This window comes from Anaerobacillus sp. QJM3NY_17, from assembly GCF_056173665.1.
Map to the genome: position 1 here is coordinate 1085869 of NZ_CM149685.1, position 22438 is coordinate 1108306.

Annotated in this window: 27 protein-coding genes and 1 riboswitch; of the genes, 22 read left to right on the forward strand and 5 right to left on the reverse strand. The window is 39.5% G+C overall.

Annotated features, from left to right (window positions below; genetic code table 11):
• Positions 1-74 precede the first annotated feature (74 nt).
• From AC0VYV_RS05855 to AC0VYV_RS05945, 19 genes are all read left to right on the forward strand, one after another.
• Positions 75-3266: a DEAD/DEAH box helicase gene (locus AC0VYV_RS05855; RefSeq protein WP_475374569.1), complete on the forward strand. Its 3192-nt coding sequence runs from the start codon at positions 75-77 to the stop codon at positions 3264-3266.
• Between the two features lie 162 nt (positions 3267-3428).
• Entirely contained in the window at positions 3429-4280 is an 852-nt protein-coding gene (locus AC0VYV_RS05860; RefSeq protein WP_475374570.1) for a dimethylarginine dimethylaminohydrolase family protein, read from the forward strand.
• 60 nt (positions 4281-4340) lie between these two features.
• A complete protein-coding gene (locus tag AC0VYV_RS05865; protein ID WP_475368595.1) occupies positions 4341-5075 on the forward strand; it encodes a YqcI/YcgG family protein in 735 nt (244 codons plus the stop codon).
• A 554-nt stretch (positions 5076-5629) separates the two neighbouring features.
• Positions 5630-6199, forward strand: coding sequence for a GNAT family N-acetyltransferase (locus AC0VYV_RS05870; protein WP_475374571.1), 570 nt, complete (start codon positions 5630-5632; stop codon positions 6197-6199).
• Between the two features lie 89 nt (positions 6200-6288).
• Positions 6289-6633: a DUF4181 domain-containing protein gene (locus AC0VYV_RS05875; RefSeq protein ID WP_475374881.1), complete on the forward strand. Its 345-nt coding sequence runs from the start codon at positions 6289-6291 to the stop codon at positions 6631-6633.
• A 48-nt stretch (positions 6634-6681) separates the two neighbouring features.
• Complete coding sequence (locus AC0VYV_RS05880) at positions 6682-7092, forward strand: hypothetical protein (RefSeq protein WP_430244502.1); 411 nt, start codon at positions 6682-6684, stop codon at positions 7090-7092.
• Between the two features lie 181 nt (positions 7093-7273).
• Positions 7274-7462: a hypothetical protein gene (locus AC0VYV_RS05885; protein WP_475374572.1), complete on the forward strand. Its 189-nt coding sequence runs from the start codon at positions 7274-7276 to the stop codon at positions 7460-7462.
• 18 nt (positions 7463-7480) lie between these two features.
• Positions 7481-7669: a hypothetical protein gene (locus AC0VYV_RS05890; protein ID WP_475374573.1), complete on the forward strand. Its 189-nt coding sequence runs from the start codon at positions 7481-7483 to the stop codon at positions 7667-7669.
• 79 nt (positions 7670-7748) lie between these two features.
• Positions 7749-7952 (forward strand): hypothetical protein, encoded by a 204-nt coding sequence (locus AC0VYV_RS05895; RefSeq protein WP_475374574.1) that lies wholly within the window; start codon positions 7749-7751, stop codon positions 7950-7952.
• Between the two features lie 88 nt (positions 7953-8040).
• Complete coding sequence (locus AC0VYV_RS05900) at positions 8041-8463, forward strand: DUF4181 domain-containing protein (protein ID WP_475374575.1); 423 nt, start codon at positions 8041-8043, stop codon at positions 8461-8463.
• Positions 8464-8547: 84 nt separating this feature from the next.
• A complete protein-coding gene (locus AC0VYV_RS05905) occupies positions 8548-10188 on the forward strand; it encodes a S9 family peptidase (RefSeq protein ID WP_475374576.1) in 1641 nt (546 codons plus the stop codon).
• Positions 10136-10330 (forward strand): alpha/beta hydrolase family protein, encoded by a 195-nt coding sequence (locus tag AC0VYV_RS05910; protein WP_475374577.1) that lies wholly within the window; start codon positions 10136-10138, stop codon positions 10328-10330. Before AC0VYV_RS05905 ends, AC0VYV_RS05910 begins: the two co-directional genes overlap by 53 nt.
• Before the next feature lie 336 nt (positions 10331-10666).
• Positions 10667-10867, forward strand: coding sequence for a hypothetical protein (locus AC0VYV_RS05915; RefSeq protein ID WP_475366838.1), 201 nt, complete (start codon positions 10667-10669; stop codon positions 10865-10867).
• A 91-nt stretch (positions 10868-10958) separates the two neighbouring features.
• Positions 10959-11429 (forward strand): hypothetical protein, encoded by a 471-nt coding sequence (locus AC0VYV_RS05920; RefSeq protein ID WP_430244496.1) that lies wholly within the window; start codon positions 10959-10961, stop codon positions 11427-11429.
• A gap of 65 nt (positions 11430-11494) precedes the next feature.
• A complete protein-coding gene (locus AC0VYV_RS05925) occupies positions 11495-11923 on the forward strand; it encodes an HIT family protein (protein WP_475374578.1) in 429 nt (142 codons plus the stop codon).
• Positions 11924-12043: 120 nt separating this feature from the next.
• A complete protein-coding gene (locus tag AC0VYV_RS05930; protein WP_475374579.1) occupies positions 12044-12556 on the forward strand; it encodes a GNAT family N-acetyltransferase in 513 nt (170 codons plus the stop codon).
• 40 nt (positions 12557-12596) lie between these two features.
• A complete protein-coding gene (locus AC0VYV_RS05935; RefSeq protein ID WP_475374580.1) occupies positions 12597-13151 on the forward strand; it encodes a hypothetical protein in 555 nt (184 codons plus the stop codon).
• Between the two features lie 113 nt (positions 13152-13264).
• A complete protein-coding gene (locus tag AC0VYV_RS05940) occupies positions 13265-13897 on the forward strand; it encodes a VC0807 family protein (protein ID WP_430244486.1) in 633 nt (210 codons plus the stop codon).
• A 60-nt stretch (positions 13898-13957) separates the two neighbouring features.
• Positions 13958-14506 carry a 2'-5' RNA ligase family protein gene (locus tag AC0VYV_RS05945; RefSeq protein ID WP_430244484.1) on the forward strand — a complete coding sequence of 183 codons (549 nt, stop codon included), beginning with the start codon at positions 13958-13960 and terminating at the stop codon, positions 14504-14506.
• Between the two features lie 64 nt (positions 14507-14570).
• On the opposite strand, the gene AC0VYV_RS05950 is transcribed toward AC0VYV_RS05945, so the two are convergent.
• Entirely contained in the window at positions 14571-15644 is a 1074-nt protein-coding gene (locus tag AC0VYV_RS05950) for an AbrB family transcriptional regulator (protein ID WP_475368603.1), read from the reverse strand.
• A 223-nt stretch (positions 15645-15867) separates the two neighbouring features.
• Between AC0VYV_RS05950 and AC0VYV_RS05955 the strand changes: the two genes are divergently transcribed.
• Together AC0VYV_RS05955 and AC0VYV_RS05960 are read left to right on the forward strand one after the other, a co-directional pair.
• On the forward strand, positions 15868-16359 hold the full coding sequence (locus AC0VYV_RS05955; RefSeq protein ID WP_475374581.1) for a DUF2798 domain-containing protein: 492 nt from the start codon (positions 15868-15870) through the stop codon (positions 16357-16359).
• Between the two features lie 320 nt (positions 16360-16679).
• A complete protein-coding gene (locus tag AC0VYV_RS05960; protein WP_430244478.1) occupies positions 16680-17504 on the forward strand; it encodes an STAS domain-containing protein in 825 nt (274 codons plus the stop codon).
• Between the two features lie 605 nt (positions 17505-18109).
• Here AC0VYV_RS05960 and AC0VYV_RS05965 read toward each other — a convergent pair.
• The 3 genes from AC0VYV_RS05965 to AC0VYV_RS05975 all read right to left on the reverse strand — a co-directional run bounded on the left by AC0VYV_RS05965 (position 18110) and on the right by AC0VYV_RS05975 (position 20027).
• The gene (locus AC0VYV_RS05965; RefSeq protein ID WP_194220660.1) at positions 18110-18952 is read right to left on the reverse strand and encodes an aldo/keto reductase; all 843 of its coding nucleotides are present in this window, start codon (positions 18950-18952) and stop codon (positions 18110-18112) included.
• 207 nt (positions 18953-19159) lie between these two features.
• Positions 19160-19327: a sporulation histidine kinase inhibitor Sda gene (gene sda, locus AC0VYV_RS05970; protein ID WP_430244475.1), complete on the reverse strand. Its 168-nt coding sequence runs from the start codon at positions 19325-19327 to the stop codon at positions 19160-19162.
• A gap of 58 nt (positions 19328-19385) precedes the next feature.
• Positions 19386-20027: an HD-GYP domain-containing protein gene (locus AC0VYV_RS05975; RefSeq protein ID WP_475374582.1), complete on the reverse strand. Its 642-nt coding sequence runs from the start codon at positions 20025-20027 to the stop codon at positions 19386-19388.
• Positions 20028-20038: 11 nt separating this feature from the next.
• Positions 20039-20122, reverse strand: a riboswitch (cyclic di-GMP riboswitch).
• Between the two features lie 135 nt (positions 20123-20257).
• Here AC0VYV_RS05975 and AC0VYV_RS05980 point away from each other — a divergent pair.
• Entirely contained in the window at positions 20258-21790 is a 1533-nt protein-coding gene (locus AC0VYV_RS05980; protein WP_475374583.1) for an FAD-dependent oxidoreductase, read from the forward strand.
• Between the two features lie 25 nt (positions 21791-21815).
• On the opposite strand, the gene AC0VYV_RS05985 is transcribed toward AC0VYV_RS05980, so the two are convergent.
• Complete coding sequence (locus tag AC0VYV_RS05985; RefSeq protein WP_475374584.1) at positions 21816-22379, reverse strand: CBO0543 family protein; 564 nt, start codon at positions 22377-22379, stop codon at positions 21816-21818.
• Positions 22380-22438: the final 59 nt, after the last annotated feature.

Here is a 22438-nt window from a genome sequence, read left to right on the forward strand (position 1 = left end):
AAATGGAACTAGAAAACGAGTGGATAAGATGGAAGCGACCATCACGTTATTTATTTATGAAGGATCGGGATAACATGGATATTCAACTAAACAAAAATCGAATCAAAGAAATGTGTGGGGATCTCTCTTTCAAAAAAGGGGAGGCTTATTACCGTTCAAATAAAGTATCCTTTCAAAGTGATCAATCTGATCAATGTGAGGCCACCGTTCATGGAACAGAAGATTTTTTCGTATCGGTAATCAAGGATCAAGATGGCCAGCTTCAAACGGAATGCAGCTGCCCTTCCCTTGCAACTTTCCAAAAAGACTGTCAGCACATTGCGGCTGTCCTCATTGCGATCCAACAGCTTCAGCAAGCACAAGAGGAAAACAAGACTCATAATAGAGAGCTTACAGAAGACTTTATGACGCTGTTTACGAAGGATGGTTCTAAAAAGAGTGGCCATCAACGCTATTTTGAAAAAAGAAAGATGCTTGATGCGGTATTTACATGTAAACCTGTTTCGCTAAACGATCAGGCTATGCTTGGGATAGAAGTAGCGATTGAACAAACAAAAGTGCCTGGCATTCGCGACTTTCTTTCTCATGTGAAACAGGGGAAGCCTAGTGAAATCTCCGCGAACTTTACATATGATACAAATCTTCACTGTTTTTCAATTGAAGCAGATGCGATTCTTCATCACCTTATTCGAGTCGCTAGTGATGAGGAGGCCTTTCTAGAATCAGCGCCATACACATCCACAGACCATACGTCGAGAGACACCTTGATCATCTCGCCATCTTCGTGGATCAGCCTGATCCCTTTGTTAACAAAGGCACCAGACGTTAAGCTCCAGCATAACGGTCGTTTCTTTGAGCGTCTCAACGTGATCGACGGCTCACCACCGATCCGGTTTATCGTAGATGAGTCGGATGCGGACAGTTGCCAAGTCACGATTAAAGGACTCGAACGCATGACCATTTTGAATGCGTATCAATCGATGATCTATCATGGAACGGTCTTTCAATTAGAAGAGAGAGATTTTCATCGAATCGTTGAATTGAAGCAGATGCTCCCGTCACCCGGGACAAATTCTATTCCCATTCCTTACACACAGATTGATCATTTTCTTGAAAAAGTTGTACCTGATTTGAAACGAATGGGAAATGTAGAACTTTCGAGAGCCTTCCGTGAAAAATTTATGAAAACACCGTTAAAGGCGAGACTTTACTTAGATCGCATTAGAAATCGTCTGCTAGCAGGGCTTGAATTTCAGTATGAAGAAGTAGTGATTCAGCCGTTAGAGAATCGCGATGTGCCGGGTTCAACGATCATTCGAGATGTTGAGAAGGAAGAAGAAATTCTTGCGATGATGGAAGAGAGCGGATTTTCCAAAACGGACGGTGGCTATTTGATGCAAAATGAAGAGCTTGAGTATGAATTTCTCTACCATACCGTTCCAAAGCTTCAATCGCTGCTTCAGTTATATGCGACGACTGCTGTTCGAAATCGTCTTGTTCAAAAACCAACTTATCCTAAAATCAACGTGAAGGTGAAGAAGCGAGAACGAACAAACTGGTTAGAGTTTAAATTTGAAATGGACGGCATATCCGACAATCAAATTAAAGAAATCCTAGCTGCATTAGAAGAAAAGCGGAAATACTATCGTCTTCGAAGTGGATCACTCTTATCGCTCGAAACGAAAGAAATGGAGGACATTCACAACTTTTTAACGACCGTTCCTCCTCAAGAACAACTGGAACCGTATTTTTCGCTCCCCGTTACGAAAGGCGCAAATTTGATGGATGTGATTGAGCAGAAGAACATTTTTCAAGCAGACAAATCGTTTCGTGAATTTCTCGATTCCATGCGGCATCCGAGTAAATTGGAATTTGAAGTACCGCCCGAATTAGAAGGGGTTTTACGTGATTATCAAATTCAAGGATATGAGTGGATGAAAACACTTGCGAGCTATGGATTTGGCGGGGTACTCGCAGATGATATGGGACTCGGGAAAACGCTGCAGAGCATCACCTTTATCGTATCTGAGCTTACAGCCATTCGTGAACAGAAAAAGCCTGTTCTTATCGTCTGTCCATCATCTCTTACGTATAACTGGTACAATGAAATGAAAAAATTTGCTCCAGAGCTTCAAACGCTGATCATTGACGGCAATCAATCAACACGTGACAAGCTTCAGCAAACGGTCGAAGGAATGGACGTTATCATCACGTCTTATCCGTTACTTCGTCGCGATGTGAAATGGTATGAAACGAAATCCTTCCACACCGTCTTTTTTGATGAAGCACAGGCATTCAAAAACCCTTCAACTCAAACCGCCCGTGCGGTAGAGAAAATCAACGCCGATCATCGCTTTGGACTCACGGGTACGCCTGTTGAAAATGCGATTGAAGAGCTCTGGTCGATTTATCACGTTGTTTTCCCTGACCTTTTCAAGGGGATAAAAGCTTACGGTAACTTAACGAAAAAAACGATCGCGAGAAGAGTGCGACCGTTCTTACTTCGAAGAATGAAAGAGGATGTTTTAGCAGAGCTACCGGATAAGCTCGAATCTCTAGAGTTAACAGATTTATTACCAGAGCAAAAGAAACTATACGCCGCTTTCCTTGCGAAGTTAAAAACCGATACGCTCAAACACCTTGATCGAGATACGATTAGTAAGAATCGCATCAAAATCTTAGCTGGCTTAACAAGACTGCGCCAAATTTGTTGTCACCCCGCCTTGTTCGTTGATGGATATAAGGGGAGCTCTGCTAAATTCGAGCAGCTGCTTCAAATTGTCGAAGAATCAAGGCGTTCTGGTCGGAGAATATTAATTTTCTCTCAGTTTACGAAAATGCTTCAAATCATTGGGAGGGAGCTAGCCGCTCGTGGACAAAACTTTTTCTATCTTGATGGGGAGACGCCATCTATGGAAAGAGTGGAGAAGTGCAATCGGTTTAACAACGGCGAACGAGATGTTTTTTTGATTTCTTTAAAAGCTGGTGGCACAGGACTGAACCTAACTGGAGCGGATACGGTTGTGCTTTACGATCTTTGGTGGAATCCAGCCGTTGAAGAGCAAGCGGCAGATCGTACGCACCGTATTGGCCAGGAGAAAGTTGTCAACGTCATGAAGCTAGTAGCCCGCGGCACGATAGAAGAAAAGATGAACGACCTTCAGGAGAAAAAACGCGAGCTCATCGGGGAGATCATAGATTCAGACGAAAAGGCTAATACAAACTTAACGGAAGAAGATATACGAGAAATATTGATGGATGCTTAAATAGAATAAAAGCAAAATACTAAACCCCTGCGCACAGCGCGGGGGTTTTTTTAGATGGGGATTTATATCTTCCAATTTAGCGTTCACTTATTTTGATTATCCAGGTTTTAGGTAGGTCGACAGAGGGAAGAAAGACGTAAATGCAAGATGGAGGTAAGGGACATGAGCGAAGTAGCGATCAAACAAAGCATAAAGTGTAACACTGAATATACGAGTCTAAAAAAGGTATTAGTCGTAAAACCATCCTTTATGAAAATAACTGAAATTATAAATGAAACGCAAAAGCATTATGAAAGAAGTAACATTAACGTTCCTAAAGCATTACAGCAGCACAGTGAATTTGTTCACGTTCTTAAAGATCACGATGTTGATGTTCATGAACTTGAGGCGAACCCGGATTTTCCCGAGCAAGTCTTTACTCGGGACATTGGGTTTACCATTGGTCAAGAGCTATTCGTCGCTTCAATGAGTGAACAAGTTCGCCAGCAAGAAACAAATACACTAAAAACATGGCTGAAGGAAAGCTCGATCACTTATCAAGAAGGATTGCCACTCTCAATGGAAGGGGGCGATGTTGTCATTGATAGGTCGACCGTTTACGTTGGGGAAAGTGGACGAACGTCTAACTTAGCCATTCAAGAACTACAAAAGCGCCTACCTGATTATCAAATTGAACCGCTAACGTTAAAGGATGATATTCTTCATCTAGATTGTGTGTTCAACATCATTAGTGAAAAGGTTGCGCTCGTCTATCCGCACGCTTTTACTAGTGAGGATTTAAAGAAGTTAAATGCTCGTTTTCATTTGATTTACGTGTCAAAAGAAGAACAGTTTTATATGGGCCCAAATGTTCTTTCGATCGGTCAAGGTAAAGTCGTTAGCCTCTCGCAAAACAAACGTTTAAATCGCGTATTGGAGTCTGAAGGCTTTACCGTACTACCTGTAGACTTCTCTGAAATCATTAAATCGGGCGGTTCGTTTAGGTGCTGTACTCTTCCACTTCTACGAGGATAAGACCATGCCCAGTAGTGGAATGGTCTAAACGGTAATTTCTTATTAAAAGGAGAGAAACCAATGCTAAAGACAGAAAGTCGTTTCCTGTTAACGAAGGAAGATATTGAGAATCGAGAAGATCTTCCAGAATGGCTCTTAACAGAATATAAGACGTTCAGTGAGTTAGTTACAGATCCAACATTTCCTTGTTTTTTCGGTAGAACAGCTCAACTTAAAGGGGAGCTGCGCTATTCTTACATTGAACACGATGATTGGGCCAACTTGCCTGACGCGGTGGAAAGCTTTCTTAGCTTATTTCGTGAACCTACGAAAATAAGACATGGATTATTTATTTTTGTAGAGCCGGAAAGGGAAGAAAAGTCGATTGACTACTATCGTTCTTACTTCTGGGACATTCTACAGTATCTACATAACCAGGATCGTTTTCCATGGCCAAGTGAAGCACCAAAGGATCCAGAGCACTTTTTATGGGATTTTCACTTCGCGGGAGAGCCGATCTTTACTTTTGGAAACGCACCTGCCTATAAACAACGCAAAACGCGTAACCTTGGCAACAGCCTGATCTTAGGATTTCAGCCTAGAACGATTTTTCAAGGATTGGAAGGAACCGAAAAAGGCGGCATCATGTCGCGTGACAAAGTGCGTGCGCGTGTAGAGAAATGGGATAACCTTCCGAAGCATCCGGATATTAGCCACTTCGGAGATCCTAACCATAATGAATGGAAACAGTCGTTTATCGGGGATGACATAGAGCCAATCGTCGGAAAATGCCCTTTCCTTCATAAAAATAGTTAAGTTGAATTCTAGATGAATATGAAATAAGTAACCTTAACGACACATGAGCCGGCTCATGTGTCGTTTTATTAATAACCTATCATTCTTTTGGATTCCCACGTGGAATAATATGTTAAAATGGTACAAATCCAGCGGTTTTAAGAAAAGAGACGTTAGTAATGTAAGGGTTACCATAGTAAGAACTGAATAAAAAGCTCCTGGAAATGGATTGACTATTTTACAGATTCATTTGGGAGGTACTCAGATGGAGGGTCAAAAGAAAGAGAAGAAGAGTTTCTTTAAAATTCAGAATGAGTATAGACGAAAAATAAGGAAGAAACAGGAAGAACCTTCGCCGATAGCGGAAATGAAAAGCATCATACTAATCTTATTTACTTTGCTTTTTATGAAATTTTTATATTTATGGATGTAAGTAGAGCAATGAATCAAAACACAGCATTAAGATATGAATAGGTATTCGATTGAATACGAAAATATGGATTTAATCAATGTTCTTTAAAAGAATGTGTTCCTGAAAAAATACGTTACATCGTCATAGAATGGGGGGCTAATTATTGAATTCTTTAAAAATACCACAGTTAGAAACGGAACGCTTGATTCTACGAAAAATCACCGAGGGTGATCTTCAAACTATTTATCAATACGGCTCCAATCCCAATGTATCACAGCATGTAAGCTGGGAAACGCACCAGTCTATAGAGGATACGAAAGGATTCGTTCGAATGATCCTTGACGGTTATCGTCAAGAAACCAAAGCACTATGGGGCATGGAGCTAAAATCTTCTGGTCAGCTTGTCGGTACGATCGATTTTGTAACCATTGAGAGTAAACATCGAAAAGCAGAAATAGGCTATGTACTTGCTGAAGATTGCTGGGGCAAAGGGTATATGACCGAAGCGGCTAAGAAAATCATAGATTATGGATTTCATGTATTAGAATTAGAGCGAATTCAAGCCAGGTGCTTTGTCACGAACAAAGGATCCGCTAGAGTGATGGAAAAGGCGGGCATGACGTTTGAAGGCATTATGAGAAAAGCGATGTTTGCGAAGGGGAAGTTTCATGACTTTAAGATGTATTCAATTCTTTCGGATGAATTCAATCAAAGAGCAAAACGTCTCAAATAAATTCACTACAATAATTAATTTAATAGGCGAGGTGATTTCAGCTGAATGTCCCTACAATTGTAAGTCTTGTCATTCTATTTGCTGTATACATATGGGTTAGTGAGTATTATTTTAAAAGGCGCCTTGGTATTAAAGACCAAACGAAGTGGATGATGTCTAAGGATCGCAATAAAGTTGCCAAGGTCATTGATCTAGTATTAGTTGTTCTATTCATTTATTGTAATTTTGATTGGAATGTGGGACCTAATAGCGAAAACTATCCTGTTATGATGAAAATCAGCCCTATTTTTGCGTTGTTTTTTCTACACAATATGAATCAAGGAATCGAGGAACTTCTTAAAAATCGCTCTGGAAAATCGTATTACCATTATTGGTTAGGCTCTTTGATGAGCGTTCTATCTTTTTTGATTTTGTGTATAGATCAATATTCATAACCTATTCTCACTACATAATAAAATTAAATATGAAAAGTGGTGAACAAAGTGAAAGGCAAATGTCTCATTCTGTTAACAATTTTCTTGGCCTCTTGCTCTAATCCATCCTCATTATCAAATCTACCTGATGGGATTCTAGCTGGAACGAGCGAAAATTGGACTGTTCAATACGATCTCCGTGAAGAGAATGGAGAAGAGTTTAGAGGAATAATGCTAGAATATATTGGCGATGGTGAAATTCCTTCTACAAATATTACATATGCTTTTAGTGGTGAAACAGCTTACGATGTTGATTGGCAGAAAACCGGAGAAGTAGAAATGAATAACTCTAAGATCGAGATTGAAGATACATTAGGCTGTGCCTACCCCTGTGATGAGCTTCAGCTCGACAAGGGAATCCATACAGTCATCGAGTGGGACGGTCAAATGGAAGAGTTCGTTTTAAAAGGGAACAAGTAACGCCATTATAGAGACATGAAAAAAGGTTGAGCATTATACTCAGCCTTTTTGTTTACGGAAAAAGCGAAACGATTCTAAGGTGAACTTCGTATAGTTAGTAAGGGAACGCGGAACTTCTTTGTGAGAGGGAGAGGATGATAACAATCGAATTAAGAACAGGATCGCTAAAAGGATGTGAGAGTTGAATGGGGATGGGAGGTTTTTCGGTTGCATTAGTGGCGCTTCTATTCACCGTACTTGGCGCTTTAGTCGTCTTTTCGTTATTCAAATGGATTTTGAAAAAATAGTTTGCTCCATTCATGAACATAGAGAATTCAGTGAAACAAATGGAGTAACGCTTAGTGAGAAGCCGATCGGGAAGAAGCATTAACTGTATTGAGGTGATCTCTTGAAACGAATCTTCTTTTTTATCTTTGAAATTGCTGTGTTTGTTTTAATCATCTGGTCAAATATTCAAGAAGGTATTAAGTTCGATGATTTTACTGGCGTCTTTGTAAATGTAGTTGGCATTGTAGGAGTATTTGTTTGTATAGGTGGCATTGTGAGTGAACTACGGAAAATAAGAACGAGCGAATGAAAGTATTCCTTCATTAATTTGTTAGTGCAATCATACATATCCAAACCATGTTTCAACTCTATCAAAAGGGGCGAATGGAATGATGTTTAGAACGTTAACACGCTTAGGGAAAGTCAATTTTGCAGCAGGTGTTTTCTTTATCATCGCTGGGGTTATTTTGTTAGCAATAAAGGTGAATGAAGGCAGTGTAAAAGAGGATCAATCGATGATCTTAGCCTCTATATCTCTAGGACTAGCGCTGTTTTTCTTATCACTTCTTTCTAGAAAGAACCAACAGGAATAAACCGATAAGAGAGGGCTAGGGAAAAGTTGAAAGATAGTTATGAATTCTATGTTCATGTGTTGTTACTTTAAGATTTGAGGGTGATGTAGTGGAAACGTTTTTTCCAAAGGTCATCATAATGATGACGGTTGTTGGAGTGGCGCTTTATTTCATAAATAAAGCCCTAAGAAAATGGCTTAAGGTTGAAAAGAAACAGATCTTCTCGTATAACCATGTGAATGAACTACATAAGAAATGGGATTGGGGCATTCGGATTAGTTTTATCGTTTTATTGATCATTAGTTTTGTCGTTCATATTTATCGAGGTTTTCATGATCCTATTTGGTACCTACAAACACATATTCTTTTGTTTGTTTTTATTATTGCGTCGGAAGCGGTTCGAGTCATTATGGAGAAGAAGTATGCAGCTAATAAAAATGATTATATTTTCACATCGATTCAATTGGCGCTCATCATTATCTTCTTAACATCAATGTTTTCAACAAACTTTTTTGGGTTGTTCACTGCTTAGTATTAGTCGTTTTTTGAAGTGAATAAAAACTAAAAATAGTAGCTGATCAAAGGACTTAGAGTTAAGTCACGAAGGGAGAACACGATGATTCAATTTGAAAAACCGGATGTTGAACAATTCTTTCGAACGTTTGGAATTCAGACATTTGCCGTTAGTCCAGACGAAGAACAGTTGGTGTTCAGTACGAATTTAAATGGAACGTACAATTTGTGGGCTTTGGATCTTCCACACACGTTTCCTTATCCTTTGTCATTTAAGAATCAAAGCTGTCAGGAACTCATTTATGACAAAAGTGGGGCGTATGTTATCGCCGTTATGGATAAAGATGGCGATGAGAATGGACAGATTTATGCTGTTTCCGCTAAAGGCGGACAGGTGAAAACGCTAAGAGAAGCAGAAGGCTTTAGTCATCACATGCCAATCCTATCAAATGATGGGAAGCAGTTATTTTATACTTCGAATAAAGAAGATCAAACGTTTATGAAAAGCTATGCTTACAACCTTGAAACAACTCTGGAGGAGACGATTCTCCATGGAGAAAAAGCGATTACGTTATTGATGGTCAAAAGTCCTGAGGAAAGCAGTATTCTTTATGGAAGATTCTTTGGAAATACCTATTCACTTCCTTACGTGAAGGTTGGAGAGGAACAGATCTTAGTAACCCCTGATCGAAGCCCAGAGCATACATTTGCTGGGGCTGTGTACACTTCGGAAACGGAAATATACTTGCTCACGAACTATCGAGAGGACTTTTCATATCTTGCGAAGTTCGATCTTACAACGAGAGAATTCCAAAAGGTCGTACAGCTTGAAAATGAAGATTTATCGGATATCCAGTACTGTAGTAAGGATCATCGTCTTTACCTCGTTAGTCAAAAAGGTGTAGTAGATGCATTCTATGAATATGATCTTCATTCTGGTGAACTTAAAAAGATTGATGCCCCTGTGAGCATCATCGAAAAAGTGGTTATTGGTGGAAATGGTGGCGTTTATCTTCTTGGTTGTTCGGCGACTATTCCCTTCAATATTTATCAAAAGTCGAATCAGGGCTGGTCACGGTTAACAAACTATAGCGTTCCAGGCGTAGCTAGGGAAGAAATGGTTGTGCCTGAAACGGTTACTTATCCTTCTTACGATGGTCTTCAAATAGAAGCTTTGCTTTTCCAGGCAAGGGAAGAAAACGACAATGGACATACGATACTGTGGCCGCATGGAGGTCCACAAGTTGCTGAACGGGCTTCGTTTCGTTCACTCTTTCAATTTTTGCTGCATCGTGGCTATAGTATATTTGCTCCAAACTTTAGAGGCTCATCAGGTTATGGCCTTTCTTTTAAAAGATTAGTAGAAGGCGATTGGGGTCATGGTCCACGTCTTGATAACATTCACGGACTAGAATGGTTGATTGAGCAAGGCTATGCTGATCGAGAGAAAATCATGCTGATGGGCGGTAGCTATGGAGGGTATATGGCGCTTCTTCTTCATGGTAGGCATCCTGACTATTTTAAAGCGGTAGTGGATATCTTTGGTCCTAGTCATTTATTTAGTTTTGTCGATTCGGTGCCTGAGCATTGGAAGCCTGCGACGAAGAAGCTTATTGGAGATCCAGTGAAGGACAAAGCAAAATTAACAGAGGATTTCCCCGCACACCTACGTAGAGACGATGACAAAACCAATGCTCGTGATTCAGGGAGCACAGGATCCTCGCGTGGTGAAAGAAGAATCTGATCAAATTGTAAAAGCTCTGAAAGAAAGAGGAAGAGATGTTGATTATCTTGTGTTAGAAGATGAAGGGCATGGTTTCTCAAAAAAAGAAAATGAAATGGCTGTCTATCGAAAAGTGCTCGCGTTTTTTGATCAATATAGTTGAAGGAAATAAAAAGAGTGTGAGGCTATCACATGAGCAAGGCTTTTATAGAAGGAAGGGGATCTACTGGGTAGTAAAGCAGCTTTCATTGAAAACATAAAAAGAAAAATCTTTGCTGGATCGTTCACGATTCTTCTGTTATCAAGTATTTATTTCATTGTTTCTGCGGTTCTTATAGACGCTACGCTAAGTAGCGGTCTCGCAGAGCTTCAAGAAGATACGGCGTATATATACATCATTCTGTTCTATGGAGTCTTTTTTTACGGAGTGCCGGTTTCGCTAATAAGTGATTCGTTGGCTAAGTCGATTGCAATCACAACTCGTCAAAAGGATATATATATGACGACTATTCTGCACTTGCTAGCTGGCTCTATAGTAGGCTTAGGTAGCCTCATTCCTGCCGTAACGTTTTTGGTTATCGATCGATTATTAATAAGGAAACCTATCCACTTTCGGTTTGGTGCAATCATGTTCATTTCCTTATGTGCGATGACATATATGATCGATGTCAGCATTAAGGAAGTGTTTGGACTTAGCTGAATGATAGGTGAAGGAATGGTTTCTCTCAAATGAGTCAAAATCGAGAAACAACTTAGGGTGTGAATTTTCATAAGACGTAAGGGGATGGCATATGACGAAACGTTTATTACTCTTCCTTCTGATTGCATTACTAACTGCTTGCAGTGGGGAATTGAACGGTGAGGAAGCGCCTAAACCAAAAGTGGAAGTGTGGAATCTTGATAAACAAGCGAAAACTGAAATAGCGCACAGCGCAAAAACGGTGTGCTGGAATGACTGTGTCATGGTAACAAAAGCTAATAATGAATCACAGAAAAACCCCGAAATTGTCGATATCGGCAAGCAATCCATAGGCATCAGTTTTGACGAGATGGAGCCAGCGCCATCTACGATCAATCTCATAAATGAAACGACGGGCGAACATATTAAATTGGATTCAAATAATATTACCATTAGCCCTTCGACTAATGGTGAAACAGTCTATCGTCTTCATTTCTTCTGGAATGGGAAAGGCGGTAAGTCTTTAGGAGAATCAACTTATCGGTTTGGTGTAAAAACGAGTAATGATTACCAGGTGAAGTAAAGGTTGGCTAGTAAAAGAAATAAGGTATTGCAACAAATAAATGCGATTAAGCAAAGGGGAAGAGAATGTCTATGGTATCAGCATGCTTAGGCTGTCAATTGGCAAACAAAATCGAATCGGTACATGTTGTATACGAAGATGATGATGTTTGTTGCTTTTTAGATATTGAGCCGTTTAACGAGGGTCATACGTTAATTGTACCTAAGAAACACTTTTTAGATGTGGAAGAGTTAGACATGAAAACAGCCAATGCGATCATGGTTGCTTCAATGAAAATTTCCCGAGCAATCAAAGCACTTTACGCGCCTGATGGAATCACAGTTTGCCAAAATGGCGGGACTTTCAACGATTTGAGTCATTACCATATGCATGTGATCCCGAGATATGAAGGACAAGCTTTCTATCATGAAGAAGAGAGCGAGAATGGTAAGGAAAAAGCTAACTTAGGAGTCACGAAAGAGAAGTTAATGAAACAAATGGAAATGATGTCGTAAAGTGAAAAGTTGGTTTTTCATTAGAAGAACTTAAATGGCACTCCTGTGAAATGATTGAATTTTATTGTTTGTTTTGAAATAATTGGAATTATATATTAATGAAAAATATTGTTCAAACCATTGCTACGGATAGGAGGGAAATTCCTGAAAACAGAAAGATGTTATCTCCGCTTATTTTCGGAGAGAGATTATGAGTCTGTTAAACAGCTTTATGAGAATGAGGATGTGCGAAAATATTTAGGTGGAACAGTGGAGGAAGAGGGGTTTAAGCATCATTTCACACATATGCTTCACGCAAAGAAAGGCCGCTACTGGGCGATCTTTCTAAATGACAGTCATGCGTTTATCGGTTTTGTTTTTCTTGATTCTTATCATGATGGTGCTCGTACAGAGATCGGATATCAGTTTCTACCACAGTACTGGCGGAAGGGTTATGCGAGCGAGGTCGTTACTTATGTAATCGAGTACGGGTTTAGTGAATGGCAGCTACAAGAAATCGTCGCCGAGACACAAACGCGAAATATGGCGTCATGTAAGCTTTTGCGAAAAGTGGGTATGACGTGTGAAGCCCAATTGAAGCGATTTGGTGAAGAACAATCGGTGTTTAAACTCTTCAATCCTACCGCGAGCTAGATACATAGTGTGAAATCACTGCAATAGAGGAGCTTGCGAAATGAAATGGAATAGAAAAATGGTTACACTGAGCGTGGTTACTTGTTTGATGCTAGCTGCGTGTGGAAAAAATTCAGCCGGTGAGCAAGCCGAGTCGAATGGCTCGAATGAAATGGTTAATAGTTCGAGTGAAGAATCCGACACTTCGATGAATGAAGAAGCAAGCACCGAAACGAGCGATGAAGCTTCTACTGATGAAGAAGGAACGGAAGAAGGCGAAGCAACATCTGATGATCCGAGTGACGAGGGTACAGAAGAGAGTACGAATGATCATACAGAAGGTGATTCTAAGGAGGAGACTTTAGAATCGAGCGAGGTCACTATAACTTCTGGTACTTCGGCTGTCGATTATTTGAAGCGTGAATTAGAAGCTGATGAAACACAAAACATTGATTTTGAAGATATCGTTTTTAGAGAGATGGGACCGATTCAAACAGATGACGGGGGACCTCATTATACTGTGCAACTTACTTCCAAATCCCTTAAGGAAAAGGGTGGTTCTGGAACGGTAGGGTTGTACAAAGTGTATGAAGATGGAACGTATGAATTGAACTGATCACTCGTTTGATTTCTAATACGATGAAATTTCTAAGGAAGAGCTTTTCCGGGACGAGGAGAAGCTCTTGTTTTATAATCACAAGCGTTAGTACGGAGGAGGATGAACAGTTAGTGAATCGAAATATTCTCATATGGGATCTCATTTGCTACGTTGTATTTCCGATTGGCATTTGGCACCTGTCTCGAGACATCATTGGTGATTACTATGCTATGCTTATTTCAACGATTCCAGGGTTTATTTATAGTATTATCCGCTTTGTTTTACTGAAGAAAATAAACTTTTTTGGGATTTTTCTCATTGTGACGTTAGCAACGAGTACGTTAGTAGACGTTCTTTCAGGGTCTGCCATTCAAATGCTTTGGAATCACGTGGTCTATTCTTATGTAATCGCATTGATTATGATCATTAGTATTTTGATCAATCGACCTATTTATTTATTGTTTACAGTCGATATTATGGAGCTCCAAGGAAGGAGCCGTCGCATTCTAAAACAGGAGTTTTACCAGAAGAAAATCTTAACGATATTTAAGCTCATCACTTTTGGTTTTGCGTGTAAGGATATCATCGTAGCGTCGATTAATGTTTGGCTAATCTTGCAATATGGGGTAGATTCTTTTGATAAAGGTATTCTTCTGAAACAAATAGTCGGTTGGGGGATTACGCTTATCTCCGTCTACGGGTTTTTCCATATTGCCAAATTACTACAATACAAAAGCAACAAAGAATTGGAACAAACGTTATAGCAAAATTGTATGAGAGAAGGCTTCGTAACAAAGGGGTAAGAAGAGAAAGGCGGCTAAACAGTGTACTGGTTTATAGCATTATTTGATGAGAAGACGGAACAGCAGGTGAAAGACATATGGAATGACCTGAGTGAGCAATCCATTTCTTTCTACGCAGAGGAAGTGAAGGATGGTAGACCGCATATTACATTAGGAAGCTATGAAAGCTTAGATAAAAAGAAGTTCATAGACGAAGTGGATGATTATTATAATGAAAAAGGTGGTTTTGAGATTACGTTTAATACAATCGGATCTTTCCTAGATTATGGAGCGATCTTTCTAACGCCTACAGTGACGCAGGAATTGCTTACGTTTCATGCGGATCATTATCAAAACCTTGGCGAATTCAATGAAACAGCTAACTCTTTATATTTACCTGGAAAGTGGATTCCTCACTGTACGTTAGCTAATGATCTTTCTCATGAAGATTTAGCGAAGGTCTATCACTACTGTATTGAACGGAATGATACGATCTATGGCAGAATCGAAGAAGTGGCACTGATCGAATTGGTTGAAGAAGATGAGGACGGAATGAACGCGCCGATTATTTACTCCAAAAGGTTAAAATGATGAACTTCTATGAAAATCATAAGAAAAAGCAGGTCACACTAAATTGATGTGAACCTGCTTTTTCTTATGTGTTTTCTTGTCCGCTTATTTCATGACCTTGCTCTTTAGATACCAGAAAAGGAACGAGCATTGGAATAATTAACACAAGCACGAGCAAGCGAATGACCTGCATGGCAGCGACGATGCTGGCATCTAAGTCAAGAGATGCTGCAACAGAAGACATTTGCGGTGCGCCAGCTGGAACGATCGCGAGTAGACTTGTAATGAAATCGAGCGGTGTCATGAGATAGAACACAAACGTTACGACAAATGTTAAGAAAAAGAATGAGAGAAGAATCCAAACACTTGTCCACCCAATTTCTTTGATCTCCTTTAAAGCTTTGCGATCAAATCGCACTCCGATGATGACGCCTAGCATCGCCATCCCCAAACCTACAAGGAGATTCGGCATGGTTGGAAGCTGTTGGATAAACGTGTGAAAGAGAAATCCAATAATAATCGCGTATAGAAAAGGGGCGATCGGAATGCGCCATTTCTTTGCGAGGAAAAGGGTGATTCCAATTAACAAAAGGTAGAAAAGAATAGCAAATCCCATCGGCATATTCACTTGAGAAGTGGCTTTCATCGCAGCGCCCTGTACTTCATCTGTTGATAGAAAGGAAGACATAAAACCAGCGACGAGCGGGATAGTTGAGACGAGCATCATGATGCGAACCGTTTGAAAGGCAGCAACCATACCTAGGTTCGCCTTGTATTCGCGGCTCAGAGCCATCATGACCGATGCACCGGCTGGTAAACAGCAGAATAGCGCTGTTTTTGAATCAAGATTTGAATAGTTATTTAGAATTTTTCCTAAAACCCAGCTTGCAATTAATAAGATGATCATTGAGACGGCTAGAGGGAGTAGGTAACTTGCGACCTCCTGAAACATTTTCGCTTTAATACTTAAGCTGATGCTGACACCGATCACGGCTAACGAGAGGTCAAACAATAAATTCGGATATGCCATATCATCAATCATAAGTCGATAGAAGGCTCCAACAAGCATTGCACCTAGTAACCATCCAGCTGGAATGTTGATAAGATCAAAGAGAAACCCAACGGTAAAAGCTATGAAGAGTAGTAGTCCTTTTTTCATTCAAACAGCACCTTCAAAAAACAATATCGTTGTATGTCGAGAAGACCAGATCGTAACAGTCTTTCTCTTGAATCGAGAACAGTGATTTTCATCAGTGTAGCATATCTTCATTAGCATATTCATGCGATACGGTTCGCTTTAAATGTTCACAAAATGTTCACTTACGAGCGCGAATTGAAATGACTATACTTGTCACTATGCTAGAAAGAAAGGATGAGTTGTTTTGCCAGAAACGAAAAAAGAAGGTTTTTATTTTGGATTAATGATGTGTTTTGGAATGGTATGTGTGATGACATTCTATAACTTATCTACGAATGGATTATTGGGAGAAATGGCTCTTATAGAATTGCTGATGAGTCTATTGCTTGGCTATATTATCGCTTTGTCATTTGAATTTATTGTGGTAGCTCCCATTGCGAAGAAAATTACGTTTAGTTTGCCTTTTAACAAATCTCATAAATGGAAGGTCATTTTAATTCTTTCAACTTGTATGGTTATCGGTATGGTATTCTTTATGTCTTTTTACGGATTAATAATGTCATATGCTAATATCGGATCTATGGAGCATTCCTTCCTAAGAGAGTATGTTTCGTTATTTATGAAGAATGTCATTGTAGCCTTCCCGTTACAGCTCCTTATTATGGGCCCACTCGTTCGGTGGTTGTTCGTGAAGTATGTAAAAACGAATAAACCAATGAGTGCTAGAGCGCAGTAATGGAATAAGTAGCGGTGAATTTGGTTTATTGGGGAAGTGAACAACTTCGTAAAGAAAAAAGGATGCGCTTCTGGAGTAACGGGTTATGTTTTAAGGTGAAAATCATCATTTATAAGCTATTTTAGAACAGAAAATAACTCTAATAAAAGTCTCACAATTATATCCTTAAAATAACTCTTGAAAAATCACCGTTAGGTGGTTTTTTTTGCGTCTAATAATGAATTAAGTATCTTAAAAAAACCTAGGAGGATTTACTGCATAATAGTATAGCTTGTTTTATAATAAAAGCAACTAGTTTATAACTATAGGAGGAGAGGCAATTGCAATCGATTACGTATGAAGATTCTTTCCAATTCATCGAATTTTTCGAAGCAAACATCCAAGTCTTTACAGATACGCTCCTAAAGGAAGCTGTCAACGTTAAAGATAAGATCTATGAAATACTAAGAGTAGGCAATATCGATCTTGTTACTAATGCTCAAACACTCGTAGTTTATATCATTGAAGAGAATGATCAGGACCTTCACGCATTTGCGGAACAAGAAGGAATTGCCTGGGCAACACATTCCCTTGCTATCTCTTTTAAATTAGAGTGGGTACAAGCTATACGTCGAACACTGTGGATGTTTTTTCAAAAATATACCGAGGAAAGTAATGATAAGGATTTTAATTTCTTTGAAATGGAAAAACAAATTAACAACCGAGTAGACTACTTTTTGAATTCCTTTTTCATAAGTTATACGAAATATAAAGATTCGCTTATAAAGGCTCAGAGAGAACTAGTTGAAAATCTTTCAGTACCAATTATTCCAATAAACCACTCAGTAAGCATTCTCCCTTTAATAGGAGCAATTGACGCTCAACGAACCGAAATACTTGAGGATAAGGTATTATCCGTAATAAGCGAAATGCGTATCCAAACTTTGATTATGGACTTGTCCGGAGTTGCAGAAATAAGGCGTGAAGAGGTTTACCGATTGATTCAAATCATTGATGGCGCCTCACTAATGGGGTGTAACACTGTCATAACCGGATTAAGGAAGGAAGTTGTAAGGAAAGTAACGGAGCTTGGCATTAAATTAGGTGAAGAAATCAAAACGTTAGGTACGTTACAGCAGGCATTAGGGAAATATTTTATTGCTTAATGATGCTTACCTGTGTTTATAGATACTATGATAATAAATTAAAAGACGGACCCAAAAGAACGATCCGCCAATTATATATCTAGTTATTCTGTTTTTTAAAGCAACCGTTCGTAATATAAAGTTAGCCAGACTTTTCTGGTTAACTTTTTTATATGTTCTTACTATAGCGGTGATGGGGGCTGAACGTTGCGCATCTGAGGCTCTATTCCCGTTAGGTAAACAGTTCACTCCCTACTTGTACATACATAAGGCTTAAAATCCAAGCTCCCTTTAACTAACCTTCGAGTTAATCGAAGAAAAGAAGTTTCTCTCTTTTTACATTTCACCATATAATTTCCATATTATCCATTCATTATCTACCGAAATTGAAGTCGATTTCAAGTACTAATTCTGAAGCGTACAATGGATGTCTAAATGATATTCTAAAAATGGTTGAAAGATACAACCAAAACAGCAACACCATGGAAAAGTAAAGAGTCTGATTTAGCTATCAAATCAGACTCTAGAACAGTATATATTTGTATATTTGCAGCTCTAAACAGAACCTGTTATGGCTGCAGGGCATCCTATTCTAGTTGGTTAGTTGAATCGTTAGATGGAGAAATTTAAAATTCTTCATAAGTAGCTGGATCTTGATCATTCAATCGTCCATTTGGTTTCGTTAATTCAGCCATCATCGCCATTTCTGTTTCATTTAAAGAAAAGTCAAAAATAGAGAGGTTCTCAAGCTGACGTTCTGGAGAAGAAGATTTAGGAATCGGGATGGATCCTAATTGATAATGCCAGCGTAAAATCACCTGAGAGACTGATTTGTTATGTTGATTTGCAATTTGACTGATCGTTTCATTTTCTAAAATGTCAGTCACTCGAGCTAGCGGACTCCAGGATTGTGTTTTGATGTTGTTTTGTTGATGAAATCTTCTCTGATCTTCCTGGTTGAAGAAGGGGTGTAGTTCGATTTGATTGATGCTTGGCTTTACGCCGGTTTCCTTTTCCAATTGCTCTAGATGCTCCGGAAGGAAATTACATACGCCAATCGAGCGAATGAGTCCCCATTTCTTAGCGTCAATTAAAGCTTGCCAAGCTTCTGGATAAAGACCTTGTTTAGGGTTCGGCCAGTGAATGAGGTACAAATCGTAATAATCCAGGTTGGCTCTATATAACGACTCTTGAATGGCTGTAACAGCTTTCTTATATTCTTGATAGCGACCTGGTAATTTAGAAGTGACGCGCAGTTCATTTCTAGGAACTGTACTTCGACGAATGGCTTCGCCTACGGTTCCTTCGTTTTCGTAATTGTAAGCTGTATCGATGAGGCGATAGCCAACGTCAATCGCACTATTAATAGCGGTTGCCCCTTCATTTCCATTTAGCAAGTAAGTACCGAAACCGATAGCGGGTAGTGTAAGTCCATCATTCAACGTTAGTTCTGGGATTGATTCCTTCAACAAAGATCATTCCTTTCAATAATAATTAACTTTTTTATCTCACTTTAAATCTACCACTTCCTAAAAAATGCAAACATATGTAAGCGTATTAACAGTAAATTTATTTGTGAAGGGAGATGAAATCAATTAGAATTCATCAAAAAAAGCTTATTGGCCAGTTGTGACCAGATAAGCTTTTTTTATATAGCGTCATGAGAGGCTGTCTCATCAAGTGAAATTGGCGATTTGTTCGTAACACTCCGTACGTGTTTGGGGAGGATTGATGCCTCTTCGGATGATTTCGCTCGTTAACATTTCAATAAAAGCTTCATCTAATTGAAGAGTATACGCATCACAAAATGCAATTAGTAAATCCTTAGTTGATAAGAGTCGCAATCTATTCGCCCTCCCTATTGTATTTGGTTTTGTTTAAACGGTTATTGAATAGCGCTGCTTAATTTTGACGTTTGGCATAATCAAAATAATGAAGCAGAACCTTTTTCCCTTTTAGCCGTTTTTCCAAATAAGAGATAAACAAGGAGGTAGTGGATGGCTCATAGAAGTTATTCCGATGAACGTTAATTTCATGAATGGCTGATTGGTCAGAACGTTTTGGACGATAAGCTCGATCAGACGTCATCGCAATGAAGCTATCGATGACTCGAAGAATCGAAACAAATCGAGGAATTTGCTCATATTGTAATTGATAAGGATAGCCAGTACCATCGCTATTCTCATGATGATTTAGTATAAGAGACGGCTCAATATCAATCTCTGGAAAATCATTAAGTAGCTCTATTCCAAACTCTGGATGCCGCTCGACATACTCTTTCTCATAAAGGGTTAGTGGGCTCTTTTTTTGAAGAATTTCTGTTGGGACAAGTAGTTTACCGATGTCATGTAGCAAAACAGACTCAAGAAAGCGCCGTTTCAACAGTGATCGGAAATTGTAATGCAAACAGAAATCAATAAAGTAGCTCGTAGTTTGTACTGAATGGAGAAAGCTATGAGGGTCGTGACGTCTTAGGAGTTCCATCATTCGCAGTGTGTGTGATGAAAATAAATTAGCGTGCCCGTACAATGTACACTTTTCCATGTTCATTCTCCTTTTTAAGGAGCCGGTTGCACTACTTGCTCCCTATCACTCAAGTGCCCAGGCTAGAATGATAGTTCATCGCATTCTCTTTTTTTGTGGTTCTCTTACTGAGGTATCTTGACATAAGGATATACTTATATAATAAATACCATAAAAAGGTGAATTTGTTAACTGTTTTCTTTGATTTTTCAGTTTTTTTATTTGGAATGCCAATGAAAGGAGATTGAGAAATGAGTTCTGACGTACTAATTGTTGGCGCAGGTCCTACGGGTCTTGTATTAGCACTCCACCTAGCGAAATATGGAGTTTCATTTCGGATCATCGAGAAAAATGAGGGACCCGGAGAAGCATCGCGTGCGCTAATTGTACACGCTAGAACCCTAGAATTTTATAACCAAATGGGCTTCGCGGAAGAAGTCATCCACCGGGGGATTAAATTGAAGTCTATCCAATTTCGAGAAGGAATGAAAGCAAAAGCCAACATCAATTTTCACGATCTTGGAAAAGGATTAAGTCCTTTCCCATTTGCCCTAAGCTATCCGCAAGATGATCACGAGCAGCTGCTAATTAACAAATTAGCCGACGAAGGCGTTGAGGTAGAATGGAAGACAGAGTTGGTTTCATTTATGGATGAAGGGGACCATGTTCAAGCCGTTATTAAAAAAGATAATAAGGAAGAGCGGAGTGAGTTTTCATATATATGCGGGTGTGATGGAGCACACAGTACCGTTCGAAGAGAAGTTGCTTTTGATTTTCCAGGTGGAACGTATGAGGAACTGTTTTTTGTGGCAGATGTTAAAGCGAACACTGGCCAGTTATCTGAAAGTAGTTTAAATGTGTATTTAGATTCTGACACCTTTTACCTGTTCATGCCAGTTAGAAGCACGGGAATGGAGCGGATTATTGGAATAGTTCCTCGCCATTTAACCGATCAAAGCTCAGTTGCGTTCAAGGATTTCCAGTCGCTGATCGAGCAGAGAACAGGCATAACGATTCAGCATGTGAACTGGTTCCAAACGTACAAAGTTCATCATCGCGTTAGCAGTCATTTTAGAAAAGGACGTGCCTTTATTGCCGGAGATGCTGGGCACATTCATAGCCCGGCTGGCGGACAGGGCATGAACACCGGGATTGGGGACGCGGTGAACTTAGCGTGGAAGCTAGCCGCAGTGCTGCTTCAGAAAGCGGATGAAGCTATTCTTGATACGTTTGAAAAGGAGCGCATTGGCTTTGCGAGAACGCTAATCGATACAACAGATCGAGCATTTACTTCTATTATAGGCGATCACATGACGAGCAGATTACTGCGCAAAATCGTTATACCGAACGTGGCTCCATTTGCGCTTCGTTCCTTTTCAATTGCTCGAAAAGCAGCCTTTAGAAGGCTTTCTCAAATCAACATTCATTATCGCGAAAGTCATCTTAGTGATGGTACAGCGGGGGAAGTTCATGGTGGAGATCGCCTGCCATGGATTCAAACAAATTCATGCAATAATTATGGAGCGCTTAAGTCAATGGATTGGCAGCTTCACGTATATGGTCAGGCAAATGAAGCCGTTAAGGATTTTGCCAGGGTATCTGGATATGCTCTATATGAGTTTAGCTTTGAAAAAGCAATGACGAAAAAAGGATTGCAGGAAAATGCGCTGTACCTGATCCGTCCGGATGGTTATGTAGCCTTAGCGGATAGTGAACAGAAAGTGGAAAGATTGAAGCAGTACGTATCAAAATTCAATATTTTATCTTTATATAAGGAGACTTAAGTGCAAAGTTCAGTTATTTTTGTCCTTAAGTCTCCCTGCTTTGTTTAGACATTGTGATGAAAATATCGGTAATCACTTTTGCTACATATATAACGAATAAGTAAGCCCCTAATAAAACAAACCAATTCGTGTATAACTTAAAGAGGTCGAGCCAAATTAAAATCGGTTTGAAAATAAATGTGAATCCTAAAGCAGAAAGCGTGCCATATAACCAATAGTTTTTCTTATGTGATAAGCACCACTGATAAAGCAAAATAAAGTATACAGGGACAAGAGCCCCATCGATACTAATGCTTGCAGGTAATTGCGGAATCGCAATATAAGGGTAGTCCCACCAGGATTTACGAACACCTAATGCATCCACATAAGCAGCTATGACGTGAACGGAATACCCAAAAAATCCAAGCAGAAAAATGTTGCGCCGATCGATTCGAAAATAAAGAACCACAAGCGGCACTAAGATGAACGCTAAAATAAGCCAGAACTGCCAGGTTGTATAGTCAGAATAACTTTGCCAATAATGATTCGCTTTCTCTTCAAGCTCTCTTCGCAACGATACAAGTTGATCAAACTGCTGTTGTCGATCCATGATGAACACCACCTTTAGGGATAGTATTCATCGGACAAATAGTTGTTATTACGATTTTC

Bases quoted from the DNA above. Each gene is read 5' to 3' on its own strand.
- AC0VYV_RS05950 (WP_475368603.1), bottom strand. From the start codon at position 15,644: ATGAAAAAAGGACTACTACTCTTCATAGCTTTTACCGTTGGGTTTCTC.
- AC0VYV_RS05860 (WP_475374570.1), top strand. From the start codon at position 3,429: ATGAGCGAAGTAGCGATCAAACAAAGCATAAAGTGTAACACTGAATAT.
- AC0VYV_RS05935 (WP_475374580.1), top strand. From the start codon at position 12,597: ATGAAATGGAATAGAAAAATGGTTACACTGAGCGTGGTTACTTGTTTG.
- AC0VYV_RS05920 (WP_430244496.1), top strand. From the start codon at position 10,959: ATGACGAAACGTTTATTACTCTTCCTTCTGATTGCATTACTAACTGCT.
- AC0VYV_RS05925 (WP_475374578.1), top strand. From the start codon at position 11,495: ATGTCTATGGTATCAGCATGCTTAGGCTGTCAATTGGCAAACAAAATC.
- AC0VYV_RS05975 (WP_475374582.1), bottom strand. From the start codon at position 20,027: ATGGAAAAGTGTACATTGTACGGGCACGCTAATTTATTTTCATCACAC.
- AC0VYV_RS05980 (WP_475374583.1), top strand. From the start codon at position 20,258: ATGAGTTCTGACGTACTAATTGTTGGCGCAGGTCCTACGGGTCTTGTA.
- AC0VYV_RS05985 (WP_475374584.1), bottom strand. From the start codon at position 22,379: ATGGATCGACAACAGCAGTTTGATCAACTTGTATCGTTGCGAAGAGAG.
- AC0VYV_RS05915 (WP_475366838.1), top strand. From the start codon at position 10,667: ATGACGACTATTCTGCACTTGCTAGCTGGCTCTATAGTAGGCTTAGGT.
- AC0VYV_RS05910 (WP_475374577.1), top strand. From the start codon at position 10,136: ATGCTCGTGATTCAGGGAGCACAGGATCCTCGCGTGGTGAAAGAAGAA.
- AC0VYV_RS05855 (WP_475374569.1), top strand. From the start codon at position 75: ATGGATATTCAACTAAACAAAAATCGAATCAAAGAAATGTGTGGGGAT.
- AC0VYV_RS05865 (WP_475368595.1), top strand. From the start codon at position 4,341: ATGCTAAAGACAGAAAGTCGTTTCCTGTTAACGAAGGAAGATATTGAG.
- AC0VYV_RS05895 (WP_475374574.1), top strand. From the start codon at position 7,749: ATGATGTTTAGAACGTTAACACGCTTAGGGAAAGTCAATTTTGCAGCA.
- AC0VYV_RS05905 (WP_475374576.1), top strand. From the start codon at position 8,548: ATGATTCAATTTGAAAAACCGGATGTTGAACAATTCTTTCGAACGTTT.